Annotated in this window: 24 protein-coding genes; 18 read left to right on the forward strand and 6 right to left on the reverse strand. The window is 69.2% G+C overall.

The window, feature by feature from the left end; all coding sequences use genetic code 11:
- Positions 1-91: 91 nt before the first annotated feature.
- From ACWGO6_RS16370 to ACWGO6_RS16400, 7 genes are all read left to right on the forward strand, one after another.
- The gene (locus ACWGO6_RS16370) at positions 92-1,183 is read left to right on the forward strand and encodes a carbohydrate ABC transporter permease (RefSeq protein WP_452327301.1); all 1,092 of its coding nucleotides are present in this window, start codon (positions 92-94) and stop codon (positions 1,181-1,183) included.
- The gene (locus tag ACWGO6_RS16375; protein ID WP_136040799.1) at positions 1,180-2,070 is read left to right on the forward strand and encodes a carbohydrate ABC transporter permease; all 891 of its coding nucleotides are present in this window, start codon (positions 1,180-1,182) and stop codon (positions 2,068-2,070) included. Before ACWGO6_RS16370 ends, ACWGO6_RS16375 begins: the two co-directional genes overlap by 4 nt.
- Positions 2,071-2,075: 5 nt before the next feature.
- A complete protein-coding gene (locus tag ACWGO6_RS16380; protein WP_452327302.1) occupies positions 2,076-3,506 on the forward strand; it encodes a GH1 family beta-glucosidase in 1,431 nt (476 codons plus the stop codon).
- A 116-nt stretch (positions 3,507-3,622) separates the two neighbouring features.
- Entirely contained in the window at positions 3,623-4,618 is a 996-nt protein-coding gene (locus ACWGO6_RS16385; RefSeq protein ID WP_136040829.1) for a LacI family DNA-binding transcriptional regulator, read from the forward strand.
- 353 nt (positions 4,619-4,971) lie between these two features.
- Positions 4,972-5,643, forward strand: a complete 672-nt coding sequence (locus tag ACWGO6_RS16390) for a TetR/AcrR family transcriptional regulator (protein ID WP_240744977.1) — start codon at positions 4,972-4,974, stop codon at positions 5,641-5,643.
- A gap of 4 nt (positions 5,644-5,647) precedes the next feature.
- Positions 5,648-6,415, forward strand: a complete 768-nt coding sequence (locus tag ACWGO6_RS16395; protein ID WP_452327303.1) for a LamB/YcsF family protein — start codon at positions 5,648-5,650, stop codon at positions 6,413-6,415.
- A 22-nt stretch (positions 6,416-6,437) separates the two neighbouring features.
- A complete protein-coding gene (locus ACWGO6_RS16400) occupies positions 6,438-8,063 on the forward strand; it encodes a 5-oxoprolinase subunit B/C family protein (RefSeq protein WP_452327304.1) in 1,626 nt (541 codons plus the stop codon).
- Between the two features lie 136 nt (positions 8,064-8,199).
- Here the strand turns inward: ACWGO6_RS16400 and ACWGO6_RS16405 are convergent, their stop codons facing one another.
- Entirely contained in the window at positions 8,200-9,528 is a 1,329-nt protein-coding gene (locus ACWGO6_RS16405) for a uracil-xanthine permease family protein (protein ID WP_136040803.1), read from the reverse strand.
- Positions 9,529-9,639: 111 nt separating this feature from the next.
- Between ACWGO6_RS16405 and ACWGO6_RS16410 the strand changes: the two genes are divergently transcribed.
- Entirely contained in the window at positions 9,640-9,903 is a 264-nt protein-coding gene (locus ACWGO6_RS16410; protein ID WP_136040804.1) for a type II toxin-antitoxin system VapB family antitoxin, read from the forward strand.
- Positions 9,900-10,298, forward strand: coding sequence for a type II toxin-antitoxin system VapC family toxin (locus tag ACWGO6_RS16415; RefSeq protein WP_136040805.1), 399 nt, complete (start codon positions 9,900-9,902; stop codon positions 10,296-10,298). The genes ACWGO6_RS16410 and ACWGO6_RS16415 overlap by 4 nt, the downstream gene beginning before the upstream one ends.
- 4 nt (positions 10,299-10,302) lie before the next feature.
- Here ACWGO6_RS16415 and ACWGO6_RS16420 read toward each other — a convergent pair whose 3' ends face one another.
- Entirely contained in the window at positions 10,303-11,181 is an 879-nt protein-coding gene (locus ACWGO6_RS16420) for a phosphoribosylaminoimidazolesuccinocarboxamide synthase (protein WP_452327305.1), read from the reverse strand.
- Between the two features lie 90 nt (positions 11,182-11,271).
- Here ACWGO6_RS16420 and ACWGO6_RS16425 point away from each other — a divergent pair, with 90 nt between their 5' ends.
- From ACWGO6_RS16425 to ACWGO6_RS16460, 8 genes are all read left to right on the forward strand, one after another.
- The gene (locus ACWGO6_RS16425) at positions 11,272-11,820 is read left to right on the forward strand and encodes a GNAT family N-acetyltransferase (protein WP_136040807.1); all 549 of its coding nucleotides are present in this window, start codon (positions 11,272-11,274) and stop codon (positions 11,818-11,820) included.
- 144 nt (positions 11,821-11,964) lie between these two features.
- Positions 11,965-12,591 (forward strand): PadR family transcriptional regulator, encoded by a 627-nt coding sequence (locus ACWGO6_RS16430; RefSeq protein ID WP_452327306.1) that lies wholly within the window; start codon positions 11,965-11,967, stop codon positions 12,589-12,591.
- Entirely contained in the window at positions 12,588-14,159 is a 1,572-nt protein-coding gene (locus tag ACWGO6_RS16435) for an MFS transporter (protein WP_452327307.1), read from the forward strand. The genes ACWGO6_RS16430 and ACWGO6_RS16435 overlap by 4 nt, the downstream gene beginning before the upstream one ends.
- A 122-nt stretch (positions 14,160-14,281) precedes the next feature.
- Entirely contained in the window at positions 14,282-14,506 is a 225-nt protein-coding gene (locus ACWGO6_RS16440; protein WP_452327347.1) for a DUF4160 domain-containing protein, read from the forward strand.
- A complete protein-coding gene (locus ACWGO6_RS16445; protein ID WP_452327308.1) occupies positions 14,487-14,723 on the forward strand; it encodes a DUF2442 domain-containing protein in 237 nt (78 codons plus the stop codon). The genes ACWGO6_RS16440 and ACWGO6_RS16445 overlap by 20 nt, the downstream gene beginning before the upstream one ends.
- Positions 14,724-14,764: 41 nt before the next feature.
- Positions 14,765-15,304 (forward strand): GNAT family N-acetyltransferase, encoded by a 540-nt coding sequence (locus ACWGO6_RS16450; protein WP_452327309.1) that lies wholly within the window; start codon positions 14,765-14,767, stop codon positions 15,302-15,304.
- Positions 15,305-15,430: 126 nt separating this feature from the next.
- A complete protein-coding gene (locus ACWGO6_RS16455; protein WP_136040816.1) occupies positions 15,431-16,909 on the forward strand; it encodes an amino acid ABC transporter substrate-binding protein/permease in 1,479 nt (492 codons plus the stop codon).
- Positions 16,906-17,634, forward strand: a complete 729-nt coding sequence (locus ACWGO6_RS16460; RefSeq protein ID WP_136040817.1) for an amino acid ABC transporter ATP-binding protein — start codon at positions 16,906-16,908, stop codon at positions 17,632-17,634. The genes ACWGO6_RS16455 and ACWGO6_RS16460 overlap by 4 nt, the downstream gene beginning before the upstream one ends.
- Before the next feature lie 207 nt (positions 17,635-17,841).
- Here ACWGO6_RS16460 and ACWGO6_RS16465 read toward each other — a convergent pair whose 3' ends face one another.
- The 4 genes from ACWGO6_RS16465 to ACWGO6_RS16480 all read right to left on the reverse strand — a co-directional run bounded on the left by ACWGO6_RS16465 (position 17,842) and on the right by ACWGO6_RS16480 (position 21,897).
- A complete protein-coding gene (locus ACWGO6_RS16465; RefSeq protein ID WP_452327310.1) occupies positions 17,842-19,182 on the reverse strand; it encodes an MFS transporter in 1,341 nt (446 codons plus the stop codon).
- Positions 19,179-19,658 carry a winged helix-turn-helix transcriptional regulator gene (locus tag ACWGO6_RS16470; protein ID WP_136040819.1) on the reverse strand — a complete coding sequence of 160 codons (480 nt, stop codon included), beginning with the start codon at positions 19,656-19,658 and terminating at the stop codon, positions 19,179-19,181. The genes ACWGO6_RS16465 and ACWGO6_RS16470 overlap by 4 nt, the downstream gene beginning before the upstream one ends.
- A 217-nt stretch (positions 19,659-19,875) precedes the next feature.
- The gene (purD, locus tag ACWGO6_RS16475) at positions 19,876-21,153 is read right to left on the reverse strand and encodes a phosphoribosylamine--glycine ligase (protein ID WP_452327311.1); all 1,278 of its coding nucleotides are present in this window, start codon (positions 21,151-21,153) and stop codon (positions 19,876-19,878) included.
- A gap of 69 nt (positions 21,154-21,222) precedes the next feature.
- Complete coding sequence (locus ACWGO6_RS16480) at positions 21,223-21,897, reverse strand: NUDIX hydrolase (RefSeq protein ID WP_452327312.1); 675 nt, start codon at positions 21,895-21,897, stop codon at positions 21,223-21,225.
- A 53-nt stretch (positions 21,898-21,950) separates the two neighbouring features.
- On the opposite strand from ACWGO6_RS16480, the gene ACWGO6_RS16485 reads away from it, so the two are divergent.
- Positions 21,951-22,319 (forward strand): sterol carrier family protein, encoded by a 369-nt coding sequence (locus ACWGO6_RS16485; protein ID WP_136040822.1) that lies wholly within the window; start codon positions 21,951-21,953, stop codon positions 22,317-22,319.
- The last annotated feature ends 3 nt before the right edge of the window (positions 22,320-22,322 follow it).

A 22,322-nucleotide genomic window follows, 5' to 3' on the forward strand; every position in this document is an offset into this window, starting at 1 on the left:
GTTCCGGTCGCAGTTCCTGCCGCCTCCACCCCACGGTCGGCGGCAGGAACTGCGACCGGAACCCTCGGAACCCCGGGACAAGGACCCCTCCATGACTCTCACCGCCCCGCCCGCGGAGCAGCAGGCCGCGGCATCCGCCCACAAGACGGATGCGCCCGCCAAACGCTCCTGGCGCCACCGCGTCTCGCGGTTCGACCAGAACGCCTCCCCGTACTTCTACATCTCGCCGTTCTTCCTGCTGTTCGGGCTGGTCGGCCTGTTCCCGCTGCTGTACACCGTGTGGGTCGCCGTGCACGAGTGGGACCTGCTCAAGGGCGAGGGCGACTTCGTCGGCGTCGGCAACTTCGTCGAGATCCTCGGCGACGCCATGTTCTGGAACTCCATCGGCAACACCCTGAGCATCTTCCTGCTCTCCGCGATCCCGCAGCTCTCCGTCGCGCTCGTGATCGCCTATCTCCTCGACCGGGGGCTCCGCGCCCCGACCTTCTGGCGGATGAGCGTGCTGATCCCGTTCGTCGTCACCCCCGTCGCGGTCGCCATCATCTTCTCGAGCATCTTCAACGAGGCCGACGGCCTGGCCAACAACCTGCTCAACCTCATCGGCATCGCCGACCAGGAGTGGAAGCACAACACCGCCCTGTCGCACATCGCGATCGCCGTCATGGTGAACTTCCGCTGGACCGGGTACAACGCCCTGATCCTCCTCGCCGCGATGCAGGCCGTGCCGCGCGATCTCTACGAGTCGGCCGCCCTCGACGGGGCAGGCGCGGCCCGTCGGTTCTTCTCGATCACGATCCCGACGATCCGGCCGACCCTGATCTTCGTGATCATCACCGCGACGATCGGCGGCCTGCAGATCTTCGCCGAGCCGCGCCTGTTCGACGTCTCGACGGCCGGCGGCATCGGCGGCAGCGATCGACAGTTCCAGACGACTGTGCTGTTCCTCTGGGAGCTCGCGTTCTTCCGCCGCGACCTCGGTGAGGCGTCCGCGGTCGCCATCCTGCTGTTCCTCCTCATCGTCGGGATCGGCGTGATCAACTTCCTCATCTCCCGGCGCATCTCCACCGGGGACGGGCCGAAGAACCGTGCCGCCCGCCGACGCGCCCGCACCGCCGACACGACGGCCACGACCGCCGCTGCGGGAACGACGATCGCCACCACCACCGAGGAGAACGCGCGATGACCGCCACCCAGGCACTCAGCGTGCCCGAGAAGATCCGCCGTCGGCGCAGCGCAGCGGGAGGCACCGCCGGCATCGGCAGCCGCCCCGGCTTCCTCACCTACGGGCTCCTCGCCGCGTTCATCATCGGCAGCGTGTATCCGCTGTGGTGGTCGGTCGTGGTCGCCAGCGGCACGAACGCCACCCGCGGTGAGACGCTGCCGCTGATCCCCGGGGGCAACTTCTTCGCCAACGCGGCCAAGGTGTTCGACGCCATCCCGTTCTGGCTCGCCCTCGGCAACTCATTCCTGATCTCGGGCATCATCACGATCTCGGTCGTCACGTTTTCCACCCTCGCGGGCTACGCGTTCGCGAAGCTGAAGTTCAAGGGACGCGACGGACTGATGGTCTTCGTGATCGCGACGATGGCGATCCCGACGCAGCTGGGCATCATCCCCCTGTTCATGCTGATGCGCGAACTCGGCTGGACCGGCTCGATCGGCGCGGTCATCGTGCCGACCCTCGTCACCGCATTCGGGGTGTTCTTCATGCGGCAGTACCTCGTCGACGTCATCCCCGACGAGCTGATCGAGGCGGCGCGTATGGACGGCGCCAACCAGTTCCGCACGTTCCTGACCGTCGGGCTGCCCGCGGCTCGACCGGCCATGGCCATCCTCGGACTCTTCACCTTCATGACGGCGTGGACCGACTACCTGTGGCCGCTGATCGTGCTCTCCCCGCAGAACCCGACACTGCAGACGGCGCTCAGCCAGCTGCAGTCGGGCTACTACATCGACTACTCGATCGTGCTCGCCGGTGCGGTGCTCGCGACCCTCCCGCTGCTCGTGCTCTTCGTGGTCGCGGGTCGGCAGCTGGTCAGTGGCATCATGGCGGGCGCGGTGAAAGGATGACCCCTATGACCCGCTCCTTCCCCGAGAACTTCCTTTTCGGCGCCGCGACGGCGGCGTACCAGATCGAGGGGGCGGCGTTCGAGGACGGACGCACGGCATCCATCTGGGATACGTTCGCCCGCGTGCCCGGTGCCGTGATCGGCGGCGACAACGGCGACGTGGCCTGCGACCACTATCACCGGTACCGCGACGACGTCGCCCTGATGACCGAGCTCGGCCTGCAGACGTACCGCTTCTCCACGTCGTGGTCGCGGGTGCGACCGGACGGCGGCGCCGTGAACGCGTCCGGCGTGGACTTCTACGAGCGCCTGGTCGACGAGCTGCTCGCCGCCGACATCCTGCCCTGGCTGACGCTGTACCACTGGGACATGCCGCAGGCGCTGCAGGATGCCGGTGGCTGGACCAACCGCGACACGGTCGACCGGTTCCTCGAGTACGCCGGTACCATGCACGACGCGCTCGGCGACCGGGTGAACGTGTGGACGACGCTCAACGAGCCGTGGTGCTCCTCCTTCCTCTCCTACACGGGCGGTGAGCACGCGCCGGGGCACACCAGCGTCGCCGAGGGGCTGCTCGCCTCGCACCACCTGCTGCTCGCACACGGCAAGACGGTGCAGGAGCTGCGCGGCCGCGACGCCTCGCTGAACCTCGGCATCACCCTGAACCACACGGTCGCCGACCCCGCCGACCCGCAGAACCCGGCCGACGTCGACGCCGCCCGCCGTGTGGACGGGCAATTCAACCGCTGGTTCCTCGACCCGATCTACCGCGGCAGCTACCCGGCGGACATCGTCGAGGACATCCGCGCGGTGGATGCCGACGCCGTCGCACAGTTCGAGGCCGCGGTCCACGACGGCGACCTCGATACCATCTCCCAGCACATCGACACGCAGGGCGTGAACTACTACCACGGCGACTTCCTGTCGGGCACGGCGCCGGCCCAGGCGCCGGTGTCCGGAGGGCCCGCCACCGAGCGCCCCGTCCGCAGCCCCTATCCGTCCAGCGACGGCATCCATTCGGTCGAGCGCGGGCTGCCGCGCACGGCGCAGAACTGGGAGGTGCAGCCCGAGGGGCTCACCCGGGTGCTGCAGCGGGTCTGGAGCGAGTACGCCGAGCCCGCGGGCGCGGTGCTGTACATGACCGAGAACGGTGCCGCCTATGACGACGTCGTGGTGGTCGAAGACGGCGAGACACGCGTGCACGACGCCGACCGCACGGAGTTCCTGCGCCTGCACCTCGGTGCGGTGCTCGATGCCGCAGAGTCGGGCGTCGACGTGCGGGGCTACTTCTACTGGTCGATGTTCGACAACTACGAATGGGCCTGGGGCTACGACAAGCGCTTCGGCATCGTGCGCGTCGACTACGACACGCAGGAGCGGAGCCTCAAGGACTCTGCCCGGGAGTACGCCCGCATCATCGAGGCCCGGTCGCTGTAGCCCTCCCCGGCTTCCGAATCGTGCGAATGGTCCCATCCGGGGCCGGGATGGGACCACTTGCGCGATTCGAAGCAGGACGTCAGTGAGAATAGGGCGATGGAAGAGTGCGTACGTTGATGTCGCCACGAGCGACCATCGAAGAGGTGGCCGCGGCCGCCGGTGTCTCCCGGTCGACCGTGTCGCGGGTCGTGAACGGGTCGACGGCGGTGAGTCCGGAGGCGCTCGCCGCGGTGCGCGCCGCGATCGATGAGCTGAACTACGTGCCCAACCGTGCCGCCCGTTCGCTCGCTTCCCGCCAGACGCACGCGATCGCCTTGATCGTCCCCGAAGACACGAACCGCTTCTTCGGCGACCCGTTCTTCGCCGCGATCGTCGCCGGCATCACGGGTGCGCTCGGCGGTTCCGACTATCTGCTCAACCTGCTCATCGCGAGTGACGACCCGGGCGACAAGATGACCGGCTTCGTGCGCAACGGCGGCGTCGACGGCGCGCTGATCGTCTCGCATCACACCAGCGACGCGTTCATCGACCGCGTCGCGGATGCCGTGCCGGTGGTCTACGGCGGTCGGCCGGTGCGCCGGCTCGAGGGCGACTACGTGGTCGACGTCGACAACGTCGCGGGCGCCCGCGCGGCGACCCGTCGCCTGATCGACATCGGGCGCACGCGCATCGCGACGATCTCGGGCCCGCTGACGATGGTCTCCTCGGGCGACCGCATCCAGGGCTTCCGGGCGGCGCTCGCGGATGCCGGGCTGACGCCGTTCGCCGAGGAGGAGGGCGACTACAGCGAGGCCAGCGGTGCGGATGCCGTGCGGCGCATCCTCGCCGCCGGTCGACCCGATGCGATCTTCGTGGCCAGCGACCTGATGGCGCGGGGTGCGCTGACCGCGCTGCGTGCCACCGGTGTGCGCGTCCCGGAAGACATCGCCCTCGTCGGCTTCGACGACTCATCGGTCGCGCTCACGACCGACCCGCAACTCACGACGATGCGGCAGCCGATGTACGCGCAGGGCGAGACCATGGCCCGCGTGCTGCTGTCGCGTCTCGCGGGGGAGGATCCGCCGCAGACGACCATCCTGCCCACCGAGCTCGTGGTCCGCGCCTCGGCCTGAGTCGGTCTTCGGCCGGCACGCCTCGGCCCGGGCGTCTCGTCCGGGGTCGACCTCGGCCCGGGCGTCTCGTCCGGAGCCGGGAGGAAACACGGCAGCGCCCCTGACGCCCCCTCCTGGCCAGGGACGCACCCGTGCGTCTTTGCAGCACAACTTCGGAGATCGGCGGCGAACCGCCGGTGGAAGGCACGGATGCCGCGGCGTGTCGCCCCGGATCTCCGAAGTTGTGCTCGGCTGATCTGGTCAGCCGAAAATCGCATCCATTCATAGGTTGAACGGACGTTCAGTGAGTAATCTATACGGCAGGGGGCGCATTCGGGAAAACGGACCGGCTGAACTCAGGAGGTGGATGCCGCGTGGCACGCTCCGACGAGCAGAACCGACTGGCCCGTCAGCGCGCCAGGGAGAACATCCTGGAGGCCGCGATCGAGGTCTTCAGCGAACGCGGTGTCACCGGCGCGAGCATCGCCGCGATCACGAAGCGGGCGGGCGTCGCCCAGGGTCTGGTCAACTACCACTTCGGCGGCAAGGAGCAGCTCGTCGCGGCCGTCATCGACCGATGGTTCGAGACGGTGCTCAGCTTCGCGCGCGTGGAAGGCACCCCGGACGAGATGCTCGCGGCCGTGATCGACGGAGCCCTCACGGCCACCGCCTACGCGATCCCGCTGCAGCGGGCGGTACTGGCGATGCAGCAGCAGCCCGCCACACATCGACTGTTCGCCGAATCGGAGGCTCGTCATGAAGCGCGCGCCACTGCCGCGGAGGATGCCGTGCGACAGCTGTTCCGCGCCCGCGGCGCCGAAGACCCCGCGCTCGAAGAGGTCATGCTCCGCAGCACGCTCGAGGGCGTCTTCGTGAAGTTCGCCGTGTTCGGCGATACCTATCCGCTCGAGGACGCCCGGCGTTGGGTGCATCGCCGGTACGGACTGCCCGAGCCGACGACACCCATCGCTCCGCCGGTTCCGCTCCGGGACGGCGAACCGCGCCCGCGCGCGACGGCGGCGCTGGGTTCGGGGCGGCAGGCGTGATCGCATGACGTCGATCGACCTGAACTCGGACCTCGGCGAGAACGTCGCCGACCGGATCGTCAGCGACGACGCGAGTATGCTGCGCCTGGCCACGAGCGCGAACGTGTCGTGCGGATTCCACGCGGGCAGCCCGGAGGGGATCCGCAAGACGCTCGCCGCCGCCGTCGAGGGCGGTGTCGTGATCGGTGCGCACCCCGGCTACCGCGACTACGAGAACTTCGGCCGCACCAGGGTGGACATCGACTCGGCCACGCTCCAGGCGCATGTCGAGTATCAGCTCGGTGCCCTCATGGGTCTCGCCGCCGCGGTCGGCGGCACGGTCTCCTACGTCAAGCCGCACGGGGCGCTCTACAACACCATCGCCCGCGACGAGCGGCAGTCGAAGGACGTGGTGGCGGCGATCCGCGCGATCGACCCGAGCCTGATGCTGCTGGGGCTCGCCGGGGGTGTCGTGCTCGACGTCGCCGAGCGGGCCGGGCTGACGGTTGCCGCTGAGGCCTTCGCCGACCGGGCCTATCAACCCGACGGGCAGCTCGTGCCGCGCACCGAGGTGGGAGCCGTGCTGCATGACCCGACCGTGGTGGCGGAGCGCATGGTGCGCCTCGCGGCCGACGGCGTGATCCGCGCGATCGACGGCTCCGACGTGCCCGTGACGGCGCAGTCGATCTGCGTGCACGGCGACAGTCCCGGCTCGGTGGCGATGGCGGCCCAGACCAGGCGGATGCTGCAGGACGCGGGCATCACGATCGCCCCGTTCGCGGGCACCCGATGACACGGCCGGCGCAGGTCGGCTGATGCGCATCCTCACGGCATCCGATCACGCACTGCTCGTCGAAGCGGACGACCTCGACGAGGCGATGCGGCTGAACGGGGCGTGGGAGGGCGTGCCCGGCATCGTCGAGCGCATCCCCGGTGCCCGCACCGTGCTCGTGCGCTTCGATCCGCTGCGGGTGTCGGCCGCCGATCTCGCGCAGACGTTGGCGGCGACCCGAGTCGATGTCGCATCCCTCCCGGGCGCCGGGGAGGTCGTGATCCCCGTGAGCTACGACGGTGAGGACCTCGACGAGGCGGCATCGCTGCTCGGTGTCTCGGCGGAGGAGCTCGTGAACCGGCATCTCGCCGCGGACTGGCGGGTCGCGTTCGCCGGGTTCGCCCCCGGCTTCGGCTACCTGGTGAGCGACGATCCGCTCTTCGACGTGCCGCGCCGCTCGTCTCCGCGCACACGTGTGCCTGCCGGGTCGGTGGCACTCGCCGGGGCGTTCACGGGTGTCTATCCGCGCGAGAGCCCCGGTGGGTGGCAGCTGATCGGCCGCACGGATGCCGTGATGTGGGACATCGACCGCGACCCGCCGGCGTTCCTGTCTCCGGGGACGGCGGTGCGGTTCGAGCGGGTGCGGGCGGATGCTCCTGTGGCCGCGGCTCAGCCGGGTGCGGCTCAGCCGGACCGAAACGGAGATGATCCGGCGGACGCCCGGCGCGCCGTCGAGCGACTCGCCGACGCGGAAGCGGATGGTCCGGGATTCGGCGCGGCATCCGCGGTCGAGGTCATCCGGCCGTCGCTGCAGCTCCTGGTGCAGGATGCCGGGCGCCCGGGTTACGCGGCGCTCGGGGTCTCGGCATCCGGAGTCGCCGACCGACGCGCGATGCGGGATGCGAACCGCGCCGTGGGGAACGCCCCCACGGCTGCTGTGCTCGAGAGTGTCGGCGGAGCGGTGCTCCGGTTCCACGGGGTCGGCGTCGCGGTGGTCATCGGGGCTGTCGGCGCGCTCACCCTGAGCGGAGCCGAGGGGCTCGTCCGTCCGGTCGTGCACGGCGAGCCCTTCGCCACGATCGACGGCGACGAACTGACCCTCGGCCATCCGGACCGTGGTCTGCGGTACGTGATCGGGGTTCGCGGCGGAATCGAGGCGACGCCCGCGCTGGGCAGTCGTGCGGCCGACACCCTCGCGGGGCTGGGGCCGGAGCCGCTCACCGCCGGTGCGCTCCTCGCGATCGGCGATGCCGCCCCGAACCTGGTCGAGCCCGGGGCCGTGCCGCGCGACCTCCCGGCCCCCGGCGACCTCGTCGAGCTCGACATCACGCTCGGCCCTCGTGACGACTGGTTCACGACCCGTGCCCTCGAGGTGCTCACGACCCAGGAGTGGACGGTCACACCGCGCTCCGACCGCGTCGGCATCCGCCTCCATGGCGCGGTGCCGCTGGAGCGTTCCGTCGACGGCGAGCTGCCCAGCGAGGGTGCGGTCACCGGTGCGATCCAGGTGCCGCCCGACGGGCAGCCGGTGCTCTTCCTCGCCGACCACCCGCTCACCGGCGGGTACCCGATCATCGGCGCCCTGACCGACCGCAGCCTCGATCTCGCCGGTCAGCTGCCGCCGGGAGTGCGCGTTCGGTTCACCCTCCGGGTGCCGTCCGCCGGCTGAGTTCCGCCGTCGGACGGTTCACAACTCCGCAGAAAACTGCACCGATCCGGAGTGATACCGCCGTACAGAGCCGTGCGGGCTGGTTTCTGAGGAGTTGTGAACGCGACGGGTGAAGCACCCGACGCTGCGGGACCGCTCAGGCGGGGTCGCCGCCGAGCGGGCCGACCGCCTCGAGCGGCTTCGGGTCGTCGGCACCGGTCTTGCGCAGGCGGGCGATCAGGTTGCCCAGGTGGTAGATGAGGATCGCCGCGACCGTGGCGATGACGATGCCGCCGAGCTCGAAGCCGGATGCCTCGTCCTTGATCATGAACCCGCCGACCGCCATGATCAGCGCCACGGCTGCCGTGTACTGGTTGACCGGGCGCGAGAAGTCGACGCGGTTGTCGACCCAGATCTTGATGCCGATGACGCCGATGAGGCCGTACAGCGCAGTGGTCACGCCGCCGAGCACACCGGCCGGCACGGAGTTGATGACTTCGCCGAACTTGGGCGAGAGGCTGAGCAGGATCGCGGCGGCTCCAGCGACCCAGTAGGCGGCCGTCGAGTACACGCGGGTGGAAGCCATCACGCCGATGTTCTCGCCGTAGGTCGTGGTGCCCGAACCGCCGAAGAAGCCGGCCAGGGTGGTCGAGACGCCGTCGGCGATCAGAGCCTTGCCGGTCTGCTGGTTCACGCTCGCGTCGCCGGTCATGGTCGCGACGCCACGCACGTGCCCGACGTTCTCGGCGATCAGCACGAGCACGACCGGGAGGAACATCGCGAGCGCCGTGAGGGTGCCGGGCTCGGTGAAGTTAGGGAAGTGGAAGGTGGGGAGGCCGACCCAGTCGGCCTTCTCCACGGCGGAGAAGTCCAGTTCGCCGCGGAACGCCGCGAAGATGTATCCCGCGATCACGCCGAGGAAGATCGAGATGCGTCCGAGGAAGCCGCGGAACACGACGGCGAAGAGGATCGTGATGGCGAGCGTGAACGTCGCGGTCACGGGGGCTGCGGCGTAGTTGTTGTGCGCGGCGCCCGCGAGGTTGAATCCGATGAGGGCGACGATCGTCCCCGCGAGGACCGGAGGCAGGAAGCGGTCGACCCACTTCACGCCGACTGTGTGCACCACGACGCCGATGATGGCGAGCAGCACACCGACCGCGACGATGCCGGCCAGGGCGGTGCCCATGTTCGCGGAGGCGGTGGCGGCGGTGACCGGAGCGATGAACGCGAACGACGAGCCCAGGTAACTGGGCAGCTTGTTGCGCGTGACGAGGAGGAACAGGATCGTGCCCACGCCGCTGAACAGCAGGGTCGTGGCGACCGGGAAGCCGGTGATGATCGGCACCAGGAACGTCGCGCCGAACATCGCGACGACGTGCTGGAGTCCGATCGCGATCGTGGCGGGCCAGTTCAGGCGCTCGTCGGGACGGACGACGGCGCCGGGCTCGACCGTCCGGCCGTTTCCGTGCAGCTTCCACAGGGCCATGCGGGCTCCTCAGGGTTCGGGGGATGGCGGGAGTGCTGGAGCAACACTATCGATTCCTGAGTTTTCCCTGAGCGCTTCTACCATGGTAGACGCGACGGTAGAATGGTAGACATGAGCCTCAACATCAAGAACGAGACGACGCACGAGCTCGTGCGCCGACTCGCGGCGTTGACCGGTCAGAGTCAGACGAGTGCGGTGGAGGATGCGGTGCGGCGGCGTCTCGCCGAGCTGGAGGAGACGCGTGAGGCGGAGATAGAGCGCAAGCGTGCGGCGATCGCCGCTGTGGTGGAGGAAGCGCGGAAGCTACCGGTCATCGGGCCGAGCTATGAGGAGATCATGGACGAGATGTATGACGAGATGGGCCTTCCTCGATGATCCTCGACTCATCCGTGATCGTCGCGATCCTGACGAGTGAACCCGACGGAGTTCTGTTCCAGCGCCTGTTGGCGGAGGAGGCGGATCCGGTGATCTCGGCGGCGACGCTGCTCGAGTCGCATATCGTGATGCGCCGGCGGCTGGGTGAGCCCGGCGTGGAGAAGGTGGACCGGCTCCTCCGTGAAGGAGGCGTCGGCGTGATCCCGGTCGATGAAACGCAGGCCAGGAGTGCAAGTCGTGGGCATGCTGCGTACGGGCGGGGTTCCGGGAGCCCAGCGCGCCTGAACTACGGCGACTGCTTCTCCTACGCGCTCGCGATCAGTCGCGACGAACCGCTGCTCTTCAAGGGCGACGACTTCATCCACACCGACGTGCGTCGGGTGGAGCTCGCCTGACGACTCAGGCGCCGAGGCGGTCGATCAGTTCGCGGTAGCGGTCGGCGGTGCGCTCGACCACGTCGTCGGGGAGTGCGGGCGGCTCCCCCTGCTTGTCCCAGTTCGCGGCCATCCAGTCGCGCACGATCTGCTTGTCGAAGCTCGCCATGCGTGCGCTCGGGGTGCTGCCGGTGCGCCAGGACTCGGCGTCCCAGTACCGCGAGGAGTCGCTGGTGAGCACCTCGTCGGCCAGGCGCAGGGTGCCTTCGGCATCCGTCCCGAACTCGAACTTGGTGTCGGCGAGGATCAGACCCTTCTCCTCGGCGATCGCGGCGGCGCGGGCGTAGATCGCGAGCGAGGTGTCGCGCAGCTCGGCCGCGCGCTCGGCGCCGACCAGCTCGACGGTGCGCTCGAACGTGATATTCTCGTCGTGCTCGCCCATCGGCGCCTTGTAGGCCGGCGTGAACAGGGGCTCCGGCAGACGGTCGCCGTTCTGCAGGCCGGCGGGCAGCGGGATGCCGCACACGGTGCCGTTCTCCTGGTACTCGGCCCAGCCGGAACCGGTGATGTAGCCGCGCACCACGCATTCGATCGGCAGCATCTCGAGCGACTGGGCGAGCATGGCGTGATCGGCCACCTCGTCGGGCAGCTCGCCCTCGGCGATGTGGTTGGGGAAGTCGGAGAGCTGTGCGAACCACCAGCGGCTCAGCCGCGTCAAGAGCGCGCCCTTGCCGGTGATGCCGGGGGAGAGCACGAAGTCGAAGGCGCTCACGCGGTCGGAGGCCACGACCAGGATGCGCGTGTCCGCCGGATCCTCCGAGGCGTACAGGTCGCGGACCTTGCCCGAGTAGATGTGCCGCCAGCCGGGGATGCTCTGTGCCGTGCCTTCTGAAGGAGTGCTCACCCGCCCATTATCCCGGTTCCATCCGACCGCGAACGCCGTCGGTCGTGGGTCGCGCCGCCCGGTGTCGGAGCGGTTGTCTAGCGTTGAGGGGTGACTGCTGACATCTTCACCGACCGGCTCCGCCTTTCGCGGTCGACCCCGTCCGACCTCGATGCGGTCTTCGCGATCCAGAACGATCCGCGGGTGTGGACGCACTTTCCGAGTCTTCGACACGCCGACCCCGCGACGACCCTCGAGATGATGGAGCGCTGGGAGCGCAGCTGGGAGCTGGCGGGACTCGGATCCTGGGTCGCGCGTCTGCGTGACACGGGCGAGATCATCGGAAACGGTGGGTGCACGCTGCTCCGCGATGAGGTGTGGAACGTCGGCTACCGGATCGCGGCCGACCATCACGGACACGGGTACGCGACCGAGCTGGCACGCGCCGGCATCGAGCAGGCGCGCATCATCGCGCCCGATCGCCCCGTGATCGCCTATCTCGTGGAGCACAACCGGGCGTCGGCGCACGTCGCAGAGAAACTGGGCCTCGAGCTCGTGCATCGGGCACCGGATGTCGGCAACCCCGATCCGGCGGTGATGCGGCTCGTGTACGCAGATCGACCGCTCACCCCGATGCAGCTCGCGGCCGCCCTCGGCTGACCGGCTGACCGACCGGCCGGCTGACCGCCTGACCGACCGGCTGACCTGCTGCTCGGCTGACCGACCGACCGGCCGCTCGGTGGTCGGTCTTGTCGCTGTCCGCCGCGGGGGCGTATAGTCCACATGGACTATTTGAGGTGGGATATGAAGAAGGATGCCGTCGATCGGCTCACCCCGATGGGGGTGATGGTGCTCGCGCTGCTGCGCGAGGGCGACATGCACCCCTACGAGATGGTGCGTCTGATGCGCGCCAGGCACGACGACCGACTGCTCACGATCACCAACGGGACGCTGTACCACACGGTCTCTCGACTCCACCGCGCCGGGCTGATCGACGAGCTCGGCATCGATCGTGACGGCAACCGTCCGGAGCGCACGACCTACGCCCTGACGGATGCCGGACGCGATGCGGTCGTCGCGTGGGTGCAGCGCGAGCTGCCGCGCATCGATCGCCCGGCCGACTTCCGCGTCGCGCTCGCCGAGGCGCACAATGTCGAGCGTCCGGAGGTCCTGGATCTCCTGCGTGCGAGGCGCGCGGCGCTCGTCGAGGATCACGCCAGGCACCTCGACGGCCTCGCGAAGGCCCGGCAGAAGAACGTGCCCGAACAGGTGCTCGTCGAGATCGAACGGCAGGAGGCCCTGCTGGACGCAGAGCTCCGCTGGCTCGACTCCCTCCTCGACCGCCTCGAGGCCCAAGTCCTGCCGTGGGGTCCCACGGCATTCCCGAACTCAGACCGCTACCGCGCTCAGCGAAAGGCTGCACAGCAATGACAGACACTCCTCGCGACGGAGACCGCCCACCGGTGTCCGCGCCCGCCACATCCGGTCCTTCGACCGGCACCTACTCCGTCGGGCACAAGCCCACGAGTCCGTGGCCTGCCCTCTGGGCTCTGGTCATCGGCTTCTTCATGATCCTCGTCGACACCACGATCGTGTCGGTCGCGAACCCGGCGATCAAGGCCGCGCTCGATCCGAACACGAACAACCTCGACAACGTCGTGTGGGTCACCAGCGCCTACCTGCTCGCCTACGCCGTGCCGCTGCTGATCACCGGACGCCTCGGCGACCGCTTCGGCCCGAAGAACATCTACCTGATCGGCCTCGCGATCTTCACGCTCGCCTCGCTGTGGTGCGGACTGTCGAACTCGCTCGAGGGACTGATCGTCGCCCGCGCCGTGCAGGGCCTCGGAGCGGCGTTCATGACCCCGCAGACCATGGCCGTGATCACCCGGACATTCCCGCCCGAGCGCCGCGGCGCCGCCATGGGTCTCTGGGGTGCGACGGCCGGTGTCGCCACACTCGTCGGTCCGCTCGTGGGCGGCCTGCTCGTCGACGGCTTCGGCTGGGAGTGGATCTTCTTCGTGAACATCCCGGTCGGCATCGTCGCGTTCGTGCTCGCCTGGCGTCTGGTCCCGAAGCTCGCCACCCACCCGCACCGCTTCGACATCGTGGGCGTCGTGCTCAGCGCCGTGGCACTGTTCCTGATCGTCTTCGGACTGCAGGAGGGCGAGAAGTACGACTGGGGCGTGATCTGGGGTCCCATCTCGGTGTGGAGTCTGATCATCGTCGGCCTCATCGTGCTCGGGCTGTTCATCGTGCAGCAGGCCAAGACCCGCAGCGAGCCGTTGGTCCCGCTCGAGCTGTTCCGCGACCGCAACTTCTCAGGTGCCAACGTCGCGATCGCCGCGGTCGGCTTCACGGTGACGAGCATGTCGCTGCCGATGATGTTCTTCCTGCAGTCGGCGCGCGGACTCACCCCGACCGAGGCCGCGCTGCTGCTGATCCCGATGGCGGTGCTGTCGGGTGTGCTCGCCCCGGCGGCGGGCAAGCTGCTCGATCGGGTGGATCCGCGCATCATCCTGATCCCCGGTCTGCTCTGCGTCGCCGCCGCGCTCGTCTGGTACTCGGTCCTGATCAACATGGACACCCCGATCTTGATGTTCCTGCTGCCCTCGGCTCTGATGGGCATCGGCAACGCGGGCATGTGGGGCCCTCTCGCCACCACCGCGACGCGCAAGCTGCCGCCGCGCCAGGCGGGTGCCGGAGCTGGCATCTACAACACCACCCGGACGATCGGGTCGGTCATCGGCTCGGCATCCATCGCCGCGTTCATGCAGTCCCGGCTCGAGGCGAACCTGCCCGGTCTCGCCGATGCGCCGGCCGGCATCTCGACCGGGGGAACGCTGCCTCCGCAGGTGGCCGACGGGTTCGCGGCCGGCATGTCGCAGGCGATCCTGCTGCCGGCCTGCGTCATGGTGATCGCGCTCGTCGCTTCGCTGTTCCTCGGCCGCTACGACAAGGCGGATGCCGCGGCTCCCTCGGCCGCGCAGCCGGAGTAGTCGACGACTTTCCCTGCACGATCGGGTCCGAGGGGTGCGACTTCCGCACTCCTCGGACCCGATCGCTGTCCGGCTCCGGATTGCATCGGTCTCAGCGCTACCGTCGCTCTGTGCCGACGGTCATGCGAGTACGCGGATACCGATTCTTCTTCTACAGTAACGGGGGGTCGGAGCCCCCGCATGTGCACGTCGAGCGGGCGGAGTTCACCGCAAAATTCTGGCTGCGGCCGGTAGAATCGGCCGCGAAGACGGGGTTCGGCGACCGTGAGCTGCGAATGCTTCGACGGCTGATCGAGTACCGACGAGATCTGATCGAGGAGGCGTGGCATGAGCACTTCTGTGGATGACGCTGTCGCGACCGGAGTCCTGATCGACGACCGCGAGCTGCACGTGCACATGAAGGACGGACGCACCATCAGTGTTCCTCTCGACTGGTTCCCGCGCCTTGTCGACGCGAGCGCCGATGAGCGAGCGGACTGGCGCCTGATCGGCGCGGGGGAGGGTGTCCACTGGCGGCAGCTGGACGAAGACCTCTCCATCGCCGCGCTGCTCCGAGGCCGCTGACGCCCTTTGCGGGGTATCGCGGAATGTGATGTCATCGGGCGATGACGATCGCACTCGCTCGACCGACCATCGACCTCTTCGACTCCTGGGCCGCGGCCGTGGCGGAGTTCGACGGCGGACACATCGACGGCGGCGGTTACGAGCAGAGATTCGTGCCCGACCGGGCGGCATGCGCGGCGTTCGTCGAGAAGGCGGAGCTGTATGCCACTCCGGGGACGGTGCTGCCCGAGGGGCACGTGCCGTGCGACTTCTTCTGGATCACCGAGGGCGACCGCGTCGTCGGGTTCATCGCGTTCCGGCGTGAGCTCAACGAGTGGCTGCGTCGCTTCGGCGGCCACATCGGCTACTCGACGATCCCGTCGCGGCGCCGGGAGGGAATCGTGCGCGAAGCCCTCCGCCTCGTGCTCCGCTTCGCGAAGTCCGAAGGCTACGACCGCGTGATGCTCACCTGCGACGACGACAACGTCGGCTCTATCCACACGATCGAGGGCGCCGGCGGGGAGCTCGAGGGCGTGATCGACGCCTCGGAGTCGGGGCAGCCGCGCGTGCGGCAGTACTGGATCGAGCTGTCGCCCGCCTGAGGCCGGACTCGCCCCTCTGTGTGGTTCCCGCGGGACGGGCGGAGGCGGGCGCGCGCCGAGGCGGCGACTAAGGTGGATGCTCGGCGATCGTCCGGTCGCATCATCCGATCCCGAGGAGCACACGTCGTGATCCGAAATCCATCCGCCGCGACCGGCCGCCTGCGCCGATCTGTGCGCCGCGCCGGTGCGGCCGCACTCGTCGCCTTCGTCGCCGTGGGAGCGCTGCTCGCCGGCGCCGCCCCTGCCACCGCCGCCGATGACGGCGAGAAGTACGTCATCGGCACCGACACGACGTTCGCCCCGTTCGAGTTCACGAATGCGAACGGCGACCTCGTCGGCATCGACATGGACCTGCTCCGTGCGATCGCGAAGGATCAGGGCTTCGAGGTCGAGATCCGCCAGCTCGGATTCGACGCCGCCGTGCAGGCGCTGCAGTCGAACCAGGTCGACGCCGTCATGGCCGGCATGTCGATCACCGAGGCGCGGCAGGAGACCTTCGACTTCAGCGAGCCCTACTTCACCAGTGGAATCCAGCTGGGCGTGCTCGAGGAGAGCGACATCCAGTCCCTCGACGACCTCGACGGCAAGGCCGTCGCCGTCAAGACCGGCACGCAGGGTCAGACCTTCGCCGAAGAGAACAAGGACGAGTACGGCTTCAAGGTCACCCCGTACCAGGACACGACCGACATGGTGGATGCCGTGAAGGCGGGCCAGGCGGTCGGCTACTTCGAGGACTTCCCGGTGCTGGCCTACGGCATCCAGCAGGGTTCCGGCTTCCGTCTGATCGGCCAGCCCGAGCTGGGCGGCGAGTACGGCTTCGCGGTCAACAAGGGCGAGAACCCCGAGCTGATCGAGATGTTCAACGAGGGTCTCGCGAACCTGAAGGCCTCCGGCGAGTACGACGAGATCGTCGACACCTACCTGTCCGGCGGCGAGGAGTCCGCGCAGCCGACCGACATCATCTCGGTGGCCGTCGAGTACTGGCCCGCGCTCATGCAGGGGCTCTGGCTCACGATCCTCGCGACGATCGTCGCGATCGTGGCCGCGTTCATCCTCGGCATCATCTTCGGGTTCGGCCGTCTCGCGAAGTTCGCTCCCCTGCGCTGGATCTCCACCGCGTACGTCTACATCTTCCGCGGTACCCCGATCCTCATCCAGGCGTTCTTCGTGTTCTTCGCGATCCCGCAGCTGATCCCCGATCTGAAGTTCGATCCGTTCGTCGCCGGCGCGATCACGCTCTCGCTCAACACGGGTGCGTACATGACCGAGATCATCCGCGGCGGCATCCAGGCGGTCGATCCCGGTCAGAACGAGGCCTCGCGTTCGCTGGGCCTCAGCCACTGGAAGACGATGCAGAAGGTCGTGCTCCCACAGGCGTTCCGCATCATGATCCCGTCGTTCGTGAACCAGGGCATCATCACGCTCAAGGACACGTCGCTGATCAGCGTCATCGGCCTCGCGGAGCTGACGTTCGTGTCGCGCCAGATCATCGCCTCGACGTATCTTTCGGCCCAGGTGCTGACGATCGTCGCCATCATCTACTTCATCGTGATCACGCTGCTGACGCTGCTCGCGAACCGCCTGGAGAGGACGTTCAACGCATGAGCAAGATCGTGGTGCAGAACCTGCACAAGTCGTTCGGCGACAACGAGGTGCTCAAGGGCATCGACCTGGCGGTGGAAGACGGCGAGGTCGTCGCGGTCATCGGTCCGTCGGGGTCGGGGAAGTCCACGCTGCTGCGCTGCCTCAACAAGCTCGAGGAGCCGACGTCAGGGCACGTCATCATCGACGGCGTTGACCTCACGGACAAGAGCGTGAAGCTCGACGAGGTGCGTCAGCGCATCGGCATGGTGTTCCAGCACTTCAACCTGTTCCCCCACATGACCGTGCTCGAGAACATCACCCTCGCGCCGGTCGAGTGCGGCAAGATGACCAAGGCTCAGGCGCGCGAGCGTGCGCTGGCGCTGCTGGAGCGCGTCGGCCTGTCGGAGAAGGCGGACGCGAAGCCGGCATCCCTCTCCGGTGGTCAGAAGCAGCGCGTGGCGATCGCCCGTGCGCTAGCGATGGATCCCGAGATCATGCTGTTCGACGAGGCGACGAGCGCCCTCGACCCCGAGATGGTCGGCGAGGTGCTGCAGGTCATCCGCGACCTGGCCTCGGGCGGTATGACGATGGTGCTGGTGACGCATGAGATGGGCTTCGCCCGCGAGGTGTCCGGACGCACGGTCTTCATGGACGGAGGCGTCGTGGTCGAGGAGGCCCCGCCCGCCGAGCTCTTCGGCGCCCCCAAGAACGAGCGTCTGAAGGACTTCCTCTCGAAGGTGCTCTGACCCTCCCTCCCGGGGGTCGAGCGGCCCCTTCGCCTCCGTCGAGTGCACGGGTTCGCGCCGAGTGCACGGGCAGTTCACGTGAACAGGCCGTGCATTCGGCAGCATCCCGTGCACCGGAGGCGACGGGGATGATGGCGCGGGGACGCCGGGGCGGATGCCGGGGCGGATGCCGGGGCGGATGCCGGGACGGTGGGGAAACGGGACGGACTACTCGCGGGCGCGGGCGGGGGTGGGGTGTCGACGGATCGTCGCGCTGACCAGCGCCGCGACCGCGCAGAGGCCCGCGGCGGCGAACCACGCGAACGTGTATTGACCGGTGTGGTCGCGCACGATCCCCGCGAGCACGGAGGCGATGCCCGCGCCGATCTGGTGCGCCGCGAACACCCAGCCGAACACGAGCGGTCCCTTGTCGCCGAAGACCTCACGGCACAGCGCGATGGTCGGCGGCACGGTGGCGACCCAATCGAGGCCGTAGATGACGATGAACACGATGATGCTCGGCTGCACCTCGGCCGAGAGCAGGCTCGGCAGGAACAGCAGGCTCACTCCGCGCAGCGCGTAATACGCCGCGAGCAGGATGCGCGGGTTCACCCGGTCGGTCAGCCAGCCCGAGAAGACGGTGCCGACGATATCGAAGATGCCGACCACCGCGAGGAGACCTGCCGCCGTCGTGGTCGCCATCCCGTGGTCGTGCGCGCTGGGGATGAAGTGCGTGCCGATGAGTCCGTTGGTGGTGGCCCCGCAGATCGCGAACCCGATCGCCAGCGCCCAGAATGTCCGGGTGCGCGTCGCCTCACGCAGAGTGGTGAGGGCGAGCTTCGCGGCTCCCCAGGCCGTTCCGCGGCGAACCGGCGTCGGCGCCACGGTGGGAGTCGTCTCCCCATAGCGGGCGACGCCGAGGTCACTCGGGCGGTTGCGCAGGAAGATCCAGACCAGAGGCATGACCGCGAGGGCACCACCCGCGATGATGAGCGAGGCCCCGCGCCATCCGATGTCTTCGGCCGCCGCCGCGATCACGGGCAGAAAGATGAGCTGTCCGGTCGCACTGCCCGCCGTCAGCACGCCGGAGACCAGTCCGCGCCGAGTGGCGAACCAGGTGTCGGTGATGGTCGCGGCGAACACCAGCGCCATGGATCCCGTGCCGAGCCCGATCAGCACACCCCAGGTCAGGATGAGCTGTCCGGGTGTGGCGACGAACACGCTGAGTGCCGCGCCCGCCCCGATCACGAAGAGTGCGACGACCGTGACGGCGCGGATGCCGAAGCGCTGCATGAGGGCGGCGGCGAACGGGGCGATGAGGCCGTAGAGCAGCAGGTTGATCGAGACCGCCAGCGACAGCTCGGCCGTGCTCCACCCGAACTCCTCTTCGAGCGGCACCATGAGCACGCCGGGGGCTGCGCGGAATCCGGCGGCTCCGATGAGGGCGATGAGGGCGACGAGGGCCACGGTCCACGCCGGGTGGAAGCGGCGCTGACGCGCGCGGACGGGCTTGGCGGTCGGCTCGGCGGTCGGCTCGGCGGTCGGCTCGTCCACCGATTCGGCGGTCATGCCGCGCGCCCGGCGTGGAGCGCGAAGGGCTCCCCGCCCATGCTGCGTCGTGCCCAGCGGGTGCTGTCGGCGTCGAGCGGCGCCGCACAGGTCGCGCACCAGTCCACCGACTCCGAGACGTCGCCGCACCGGCTGCAGCTGACCGTCAGGCCCCAGGACCCCCTCGGGTCGGTGATGCGGGAGAAACGTGCGTAGGCGTGCAGGATCGGGAGCGTCTGGCGCCCCGCGTCCGTCAGCCGGTAGCCGCTGCGGGCGTCGTCGGGTTCTTCGCGCGCGACGAGGTCGGCCTCGCCCATCGCGGTCAGTCGCCGGGAGAGCACCGAGTCGGCCGCGCCGGTCGCCTCGCGCAGCTGCTCGAAGCGGGTGCGACCCGAGAAGAGCTCGCGCAGGATGAGCAGCACCCACGGGTCGGCGAGCACATCGGCGGAGTGAGCGATCGGGCAGGTCGAGGACGACCAGTCGGAGCGGAGTGGCATCCATCTACTTTCTTGAAGAAAGCTTGCTGCGTCAACCGCGAACTCGACGTTGGCAGGATTCGCGTCGGGATTCGTCCGGAATCGCGCGCCAGCGCTGCCGTGCGCGCCGGATGCTGCCGAGTGCACGGGATGCTGTCGAGCTCACGGGGTGTTCGCGTCGATAGGCCGTGCGCTCGGCGCGAAGTCGTGCGCTCGGCGAGGTGGTCGGTGGCGGAGACTAGTCCGCGACGCGGGCGGCGATGTCGGTGCGGTAGTGCGAACCGTCGAGGCGGATGCGGGAGATCGCCTCATACGCCCGGTCGCGCGCGGTGCGGAAGTCGGAGGCCACGGCCACAACGTTCAGCACGCGCCCACCCGTCGCGATCAGCGATCCGCCGGGAGCATCCGGGCTCGCGGTCGCGGCGTGCACGAGGCGGACGCCCCCGACGGCCGCGGCCTCTGCGAGACCCTCGATCGGGCGTCCGGTCTGCGGTGCCTCGGGGTAGCCCTCGCTGGCCAGCACGACCGTGATCGCCACGTCATCGCTGAACTCGGGCTCCGGCTGGTCCTCCAGGGTGCCGGATGCCGCGGCGAACAGCAGCTGCGACAGCGGGGTGACCAGGCGGGGCAGCACGATCTGCGTCTCGGGGTCGCCGAAGCGCGCGTTGAACTCGATCACGCGCACGCCCGCCGGGGTCAGGATCAGGCCCGCGTAGAGAAGCCCGATGAACGGGGTGCCCTCCGCGTCGAGCTGGCGCACCACGGGGAGCGCCACGTCGCGCGTGACCTCTTCGACGAAGGCCTGCTCGCTGCCGAACTGGTCGGCGAGCCAGGGCAGCGGGGAGTAGGCGCCCATGCCACCCGTGTTGGGTCCGGCGTCGCCGTCGAGTGCGCGCTTGAAGTCCTGGGCGGGGCTGAGCGCGCGCACGGTGTCGCCGTCGCTCAGGAAGAACAGGGAGACCTCGGGGCCCGAGAGGAACTCCTCGATGAGCACCGGGCCGGCGGGGAGGTACTGCTGGGCGTGGGCGAGGGCTTCGGCGCGATCGGACGTGACGATGACGCCCTTGCCGGCTGCGAGGCCGTCGGCCTTGACCACGTACGGTGCGCCGAGATCGTCGAATGCGGCCTCGACCTCGCTCGTGCTGGCGGCGCGGACAGCGCGTCCGGTCGGCACTCCGGCGGCATCCATCACCCGCTTCGCGAACGACTTCGAGCCCTCGAGCTGTGCTGCGGCCTTGCCCGGTCCGAACACCGGGATGCCGCGCACGCGCAGGGCATCGGCGACTCCGGCGACGAGGGGGGCCTCGGGCCCGACGACGACCAGATCGATCGCGTGCTCGTGGGCGAAAGCGGTGACCGCTCCGCCGTCGAGAGGATCGACCGAGACGGGGGTCGCATCTTGCGCGATGCCGGCGTTGCCGGGAGCGACGAAGATCTCGTGCTCCGTCTGCTCGGCCCGCAGGGCGAGGATGATCGCGTGCTCACGGGCACCGGAACCGAGGACGAGAATCTTCACCCGTCCAGACTACCGAGGCTCGCACTCCGGGTTTCGGCGTCGCGGGCAGAACCCGACTCCTCAGATGGCTCAGACCTCGACGGTCCGCTCCACCGATGCGTCCCAGGGAACGGTCCATCCCGCCGCGTCGAACAGCGCATCGAGCACCATCGCGGTGAAGCCCCACACGATCGTCCCATCGACGTCGAACGCCGGTCCGCGGAAGGTGCGGCCCATCCGCGTGAGTGTCGAGGTGAACCGGGTCGCGGGGTCGAGCAGTTGCGCGACCGGAACCCGGAACACTTCGACCGTCTCGGCATGGTCGACGGCAACGACCCTCGATGGCGACTGCCACCAGGCGAGCACGGGTGCGACGAGGTGGTTGCTTGCAGCGAGGGGGATCACGGGCAGCGTCGCCAGGATCTCGACGCCGGCCGGATCGAGCCCGGTCTCCTCCTCGGCCTCGCGCAGCGCCGTGGCGACCAGATCCGCATCGTCCGCCTCGACTCGGCCTCCGGGGAACGACACCTGTCCCGGATGGGAGGAGAGGGTGGGCGCTCGCCGCTGCAGCAGTACGTCGAGGTCGCGGGCGACGGCGGCGTCGGCTGTCGCGGCGGGCGTGCGGTCCAGCACCCCGAACAGAATGAGCACCGCGGCATCGTGCGCGTTGTGCGGGTCGGCGAGGGGCGGGATCCGGACGCCCCAGGAGTGGTCGGCGACGGCGGCGAGCAGCTCGGCGCGGGCGCCCTGCGGATGCATGCTCATGCGTCCGAGCTTAGGACGCGTCGGGAGCGCGTGGCCGGTTCTAGGCTGGGGGAATGGCCAGGAAGATCGACATCATCGACGGGCGGGTGGCGCTGGATGCCGTTCGCGCTGCCGATGCCGCCGGCGCGAAGCCGCAGCGGACCGACCTCGCCACGGCGGTGCGCTACCTGTTGCAGCTGCTCGACGAGAAGGCTCCGGGAAACAGTGTCGAGGTCCGGGTGCCGCCCTTCGGCGCGGTGCAGGTGATCCAGGGCCCCCGCCACACGCGCGGCACCCCGCCGAACGTCGTCGAGATGGATGCCGCGACGTGGATCGCCGTGGCCACCGGCATGGAGCCCTGGGCGGATGCCGCAACAGCGGGCCGCATCCATGCCTCGGGAACGCGCGCGGATCTCAGCGACGTGCTCCCGGTGCGTCCCTAGTCG

The sequence above is a fragment of the Microbacterium sp. NPDC055665 genome, from assembly GCF_053618035.1.

Bases quoted from the DNA above. Each gene is read 5' to 3' on its own strand.
- ACWGO6_RS16445 (WP_452327308.1), top strand. From the start codon at position 14,487: ATGAGCACTTCTGTGGATGACGCTGTCGCGACCGGAGTCCTGATCGAC.
- ACWGO6_RS16460 (WP_136040817.1), top strand. From the start codon at position 16,906: ATGAGCAAGATCGTGGTGCAGAACCTGCACAAGTCGTTCGGCGACAAC.
- ACWGO6_RS16395 (WP_452327303.1), top strand. From the start codon at position 5,648: ATGACGTCGATCGACCTGAACTCGGACCTCGGCGAGAACGTCGCCGAC.
- ACWGO6_RS16400 (WP_452327304.1), top strand. From the start codon at position 6,438: ATGCGCATCCTCACGGCATCCGATCACGCACTGCTCGTCGAAGCGGAC.
- ACWGO6_RS16485 (WP_136040822.1), top strand. From the start codon at position 21,951: ATGGCCAGGAAGATCGACATCATCGACGGGCGGGTGGCGCTGGATGCC.
- ACWGO6_RS16370 (WP_452327301.1), top strand. From the start codon at position 92: ATGACTCTCACCGCCCCGCCCGCGGAGCAGCAGGCCGCGGCATCCGCC.
- ACWGO6_RS16450 (WP_452327309.1), top strand. From the start codon at position 14,765: ATGACGATCGCACTCGCTCGACCGACCATCGACCTCTTCGACTCCTGG.
- ACWGO6_RS16375 (WP_136040799.1), top strand. From the start codon at position 1,180: ATGACCGCCACCCAGGCACTCAGCGTGCCCGAGAAGATCCGCCGTCGG.
- ACWGO6_RS16435 (WP_452327307.1), top strand. From the start codon at position 12,588: ATGACAGACACTCCTCGCGACGGAGACCGCCCACCGGTGTCCGCGCCC.
- ACWGO6_RS16405 (WP_136040803.1), bottom strand. From the start codon at position 9,528: ATGGCCCTGTGGAAGCTGCACGGAAACGGCCGGACGGTCGAGCCCGGC.
- ACWGO6_RS16415 (WP_136040805.1), top strand. From the start codon at position 9,900: ATGATCCTCGACTCATCCGTGATCGTCGCGATCCTGACGAGTGAACCC.
- ACWGO6_RS16465 (WP_452327310.1), bottom strand. From the start codon at position 19,182: ATGACCGCCGAATCGGTGGACGAGCCGACCGCCGAGCCGACCGCCGAG.
- ACWGO6_RS16480 (WP_452327312.1), bottom strand. From the start codon at position 21,897: ATGAGCATGCATCCGCAGGGCGCCCGCGCCGAGCTGCTCGCCGCCGTC.
- ACWGO6_RS16385 (WP_136040829.1), top strand. From the start codon at position 3,623: ATGTCGCCACGAGCGACCATCGAAGAGGTGGCCGCGGCCGCCGGTGTC.
- ACWGO6_RS16430 (WP_452327306.1), top strand. From the start codon at position 11,965: ATGAAGAAGGATGCCGTCGATCGGCTCACCCCGATGGGGGTGATGGTG.
- ACWGO6_RS16440 (WP_452327347.1), top strand. From the start codon at position 14,282: ATGCGAGTACGCGGATACCGATTCTTCTTCTACAGTAACGGGGGGTCG.
- ACWGO6_RS16410 (WP_136040804.1), top strand. From the start codon at position 9,640: ATGAGCCTCAACATCAAGAACGAGACGACGCACGAGCTCGTGCGCCGA.
- ACWGO6_RS16470 (WP_136040819.1), bottom strand. From the start codon at position 19,658: ATGCCACTCCGCTCCGACTGGTCGTCCTCGACCTGCCCGATCGCTCAC.
- ACWGO6_RS16380 (WP_452327302.1), top strand. From the start codon at position 2,076: ATGACCCGCTCCTTCCCCGAGAACTTCCTTTTCGGCGCCGCGACGGCG.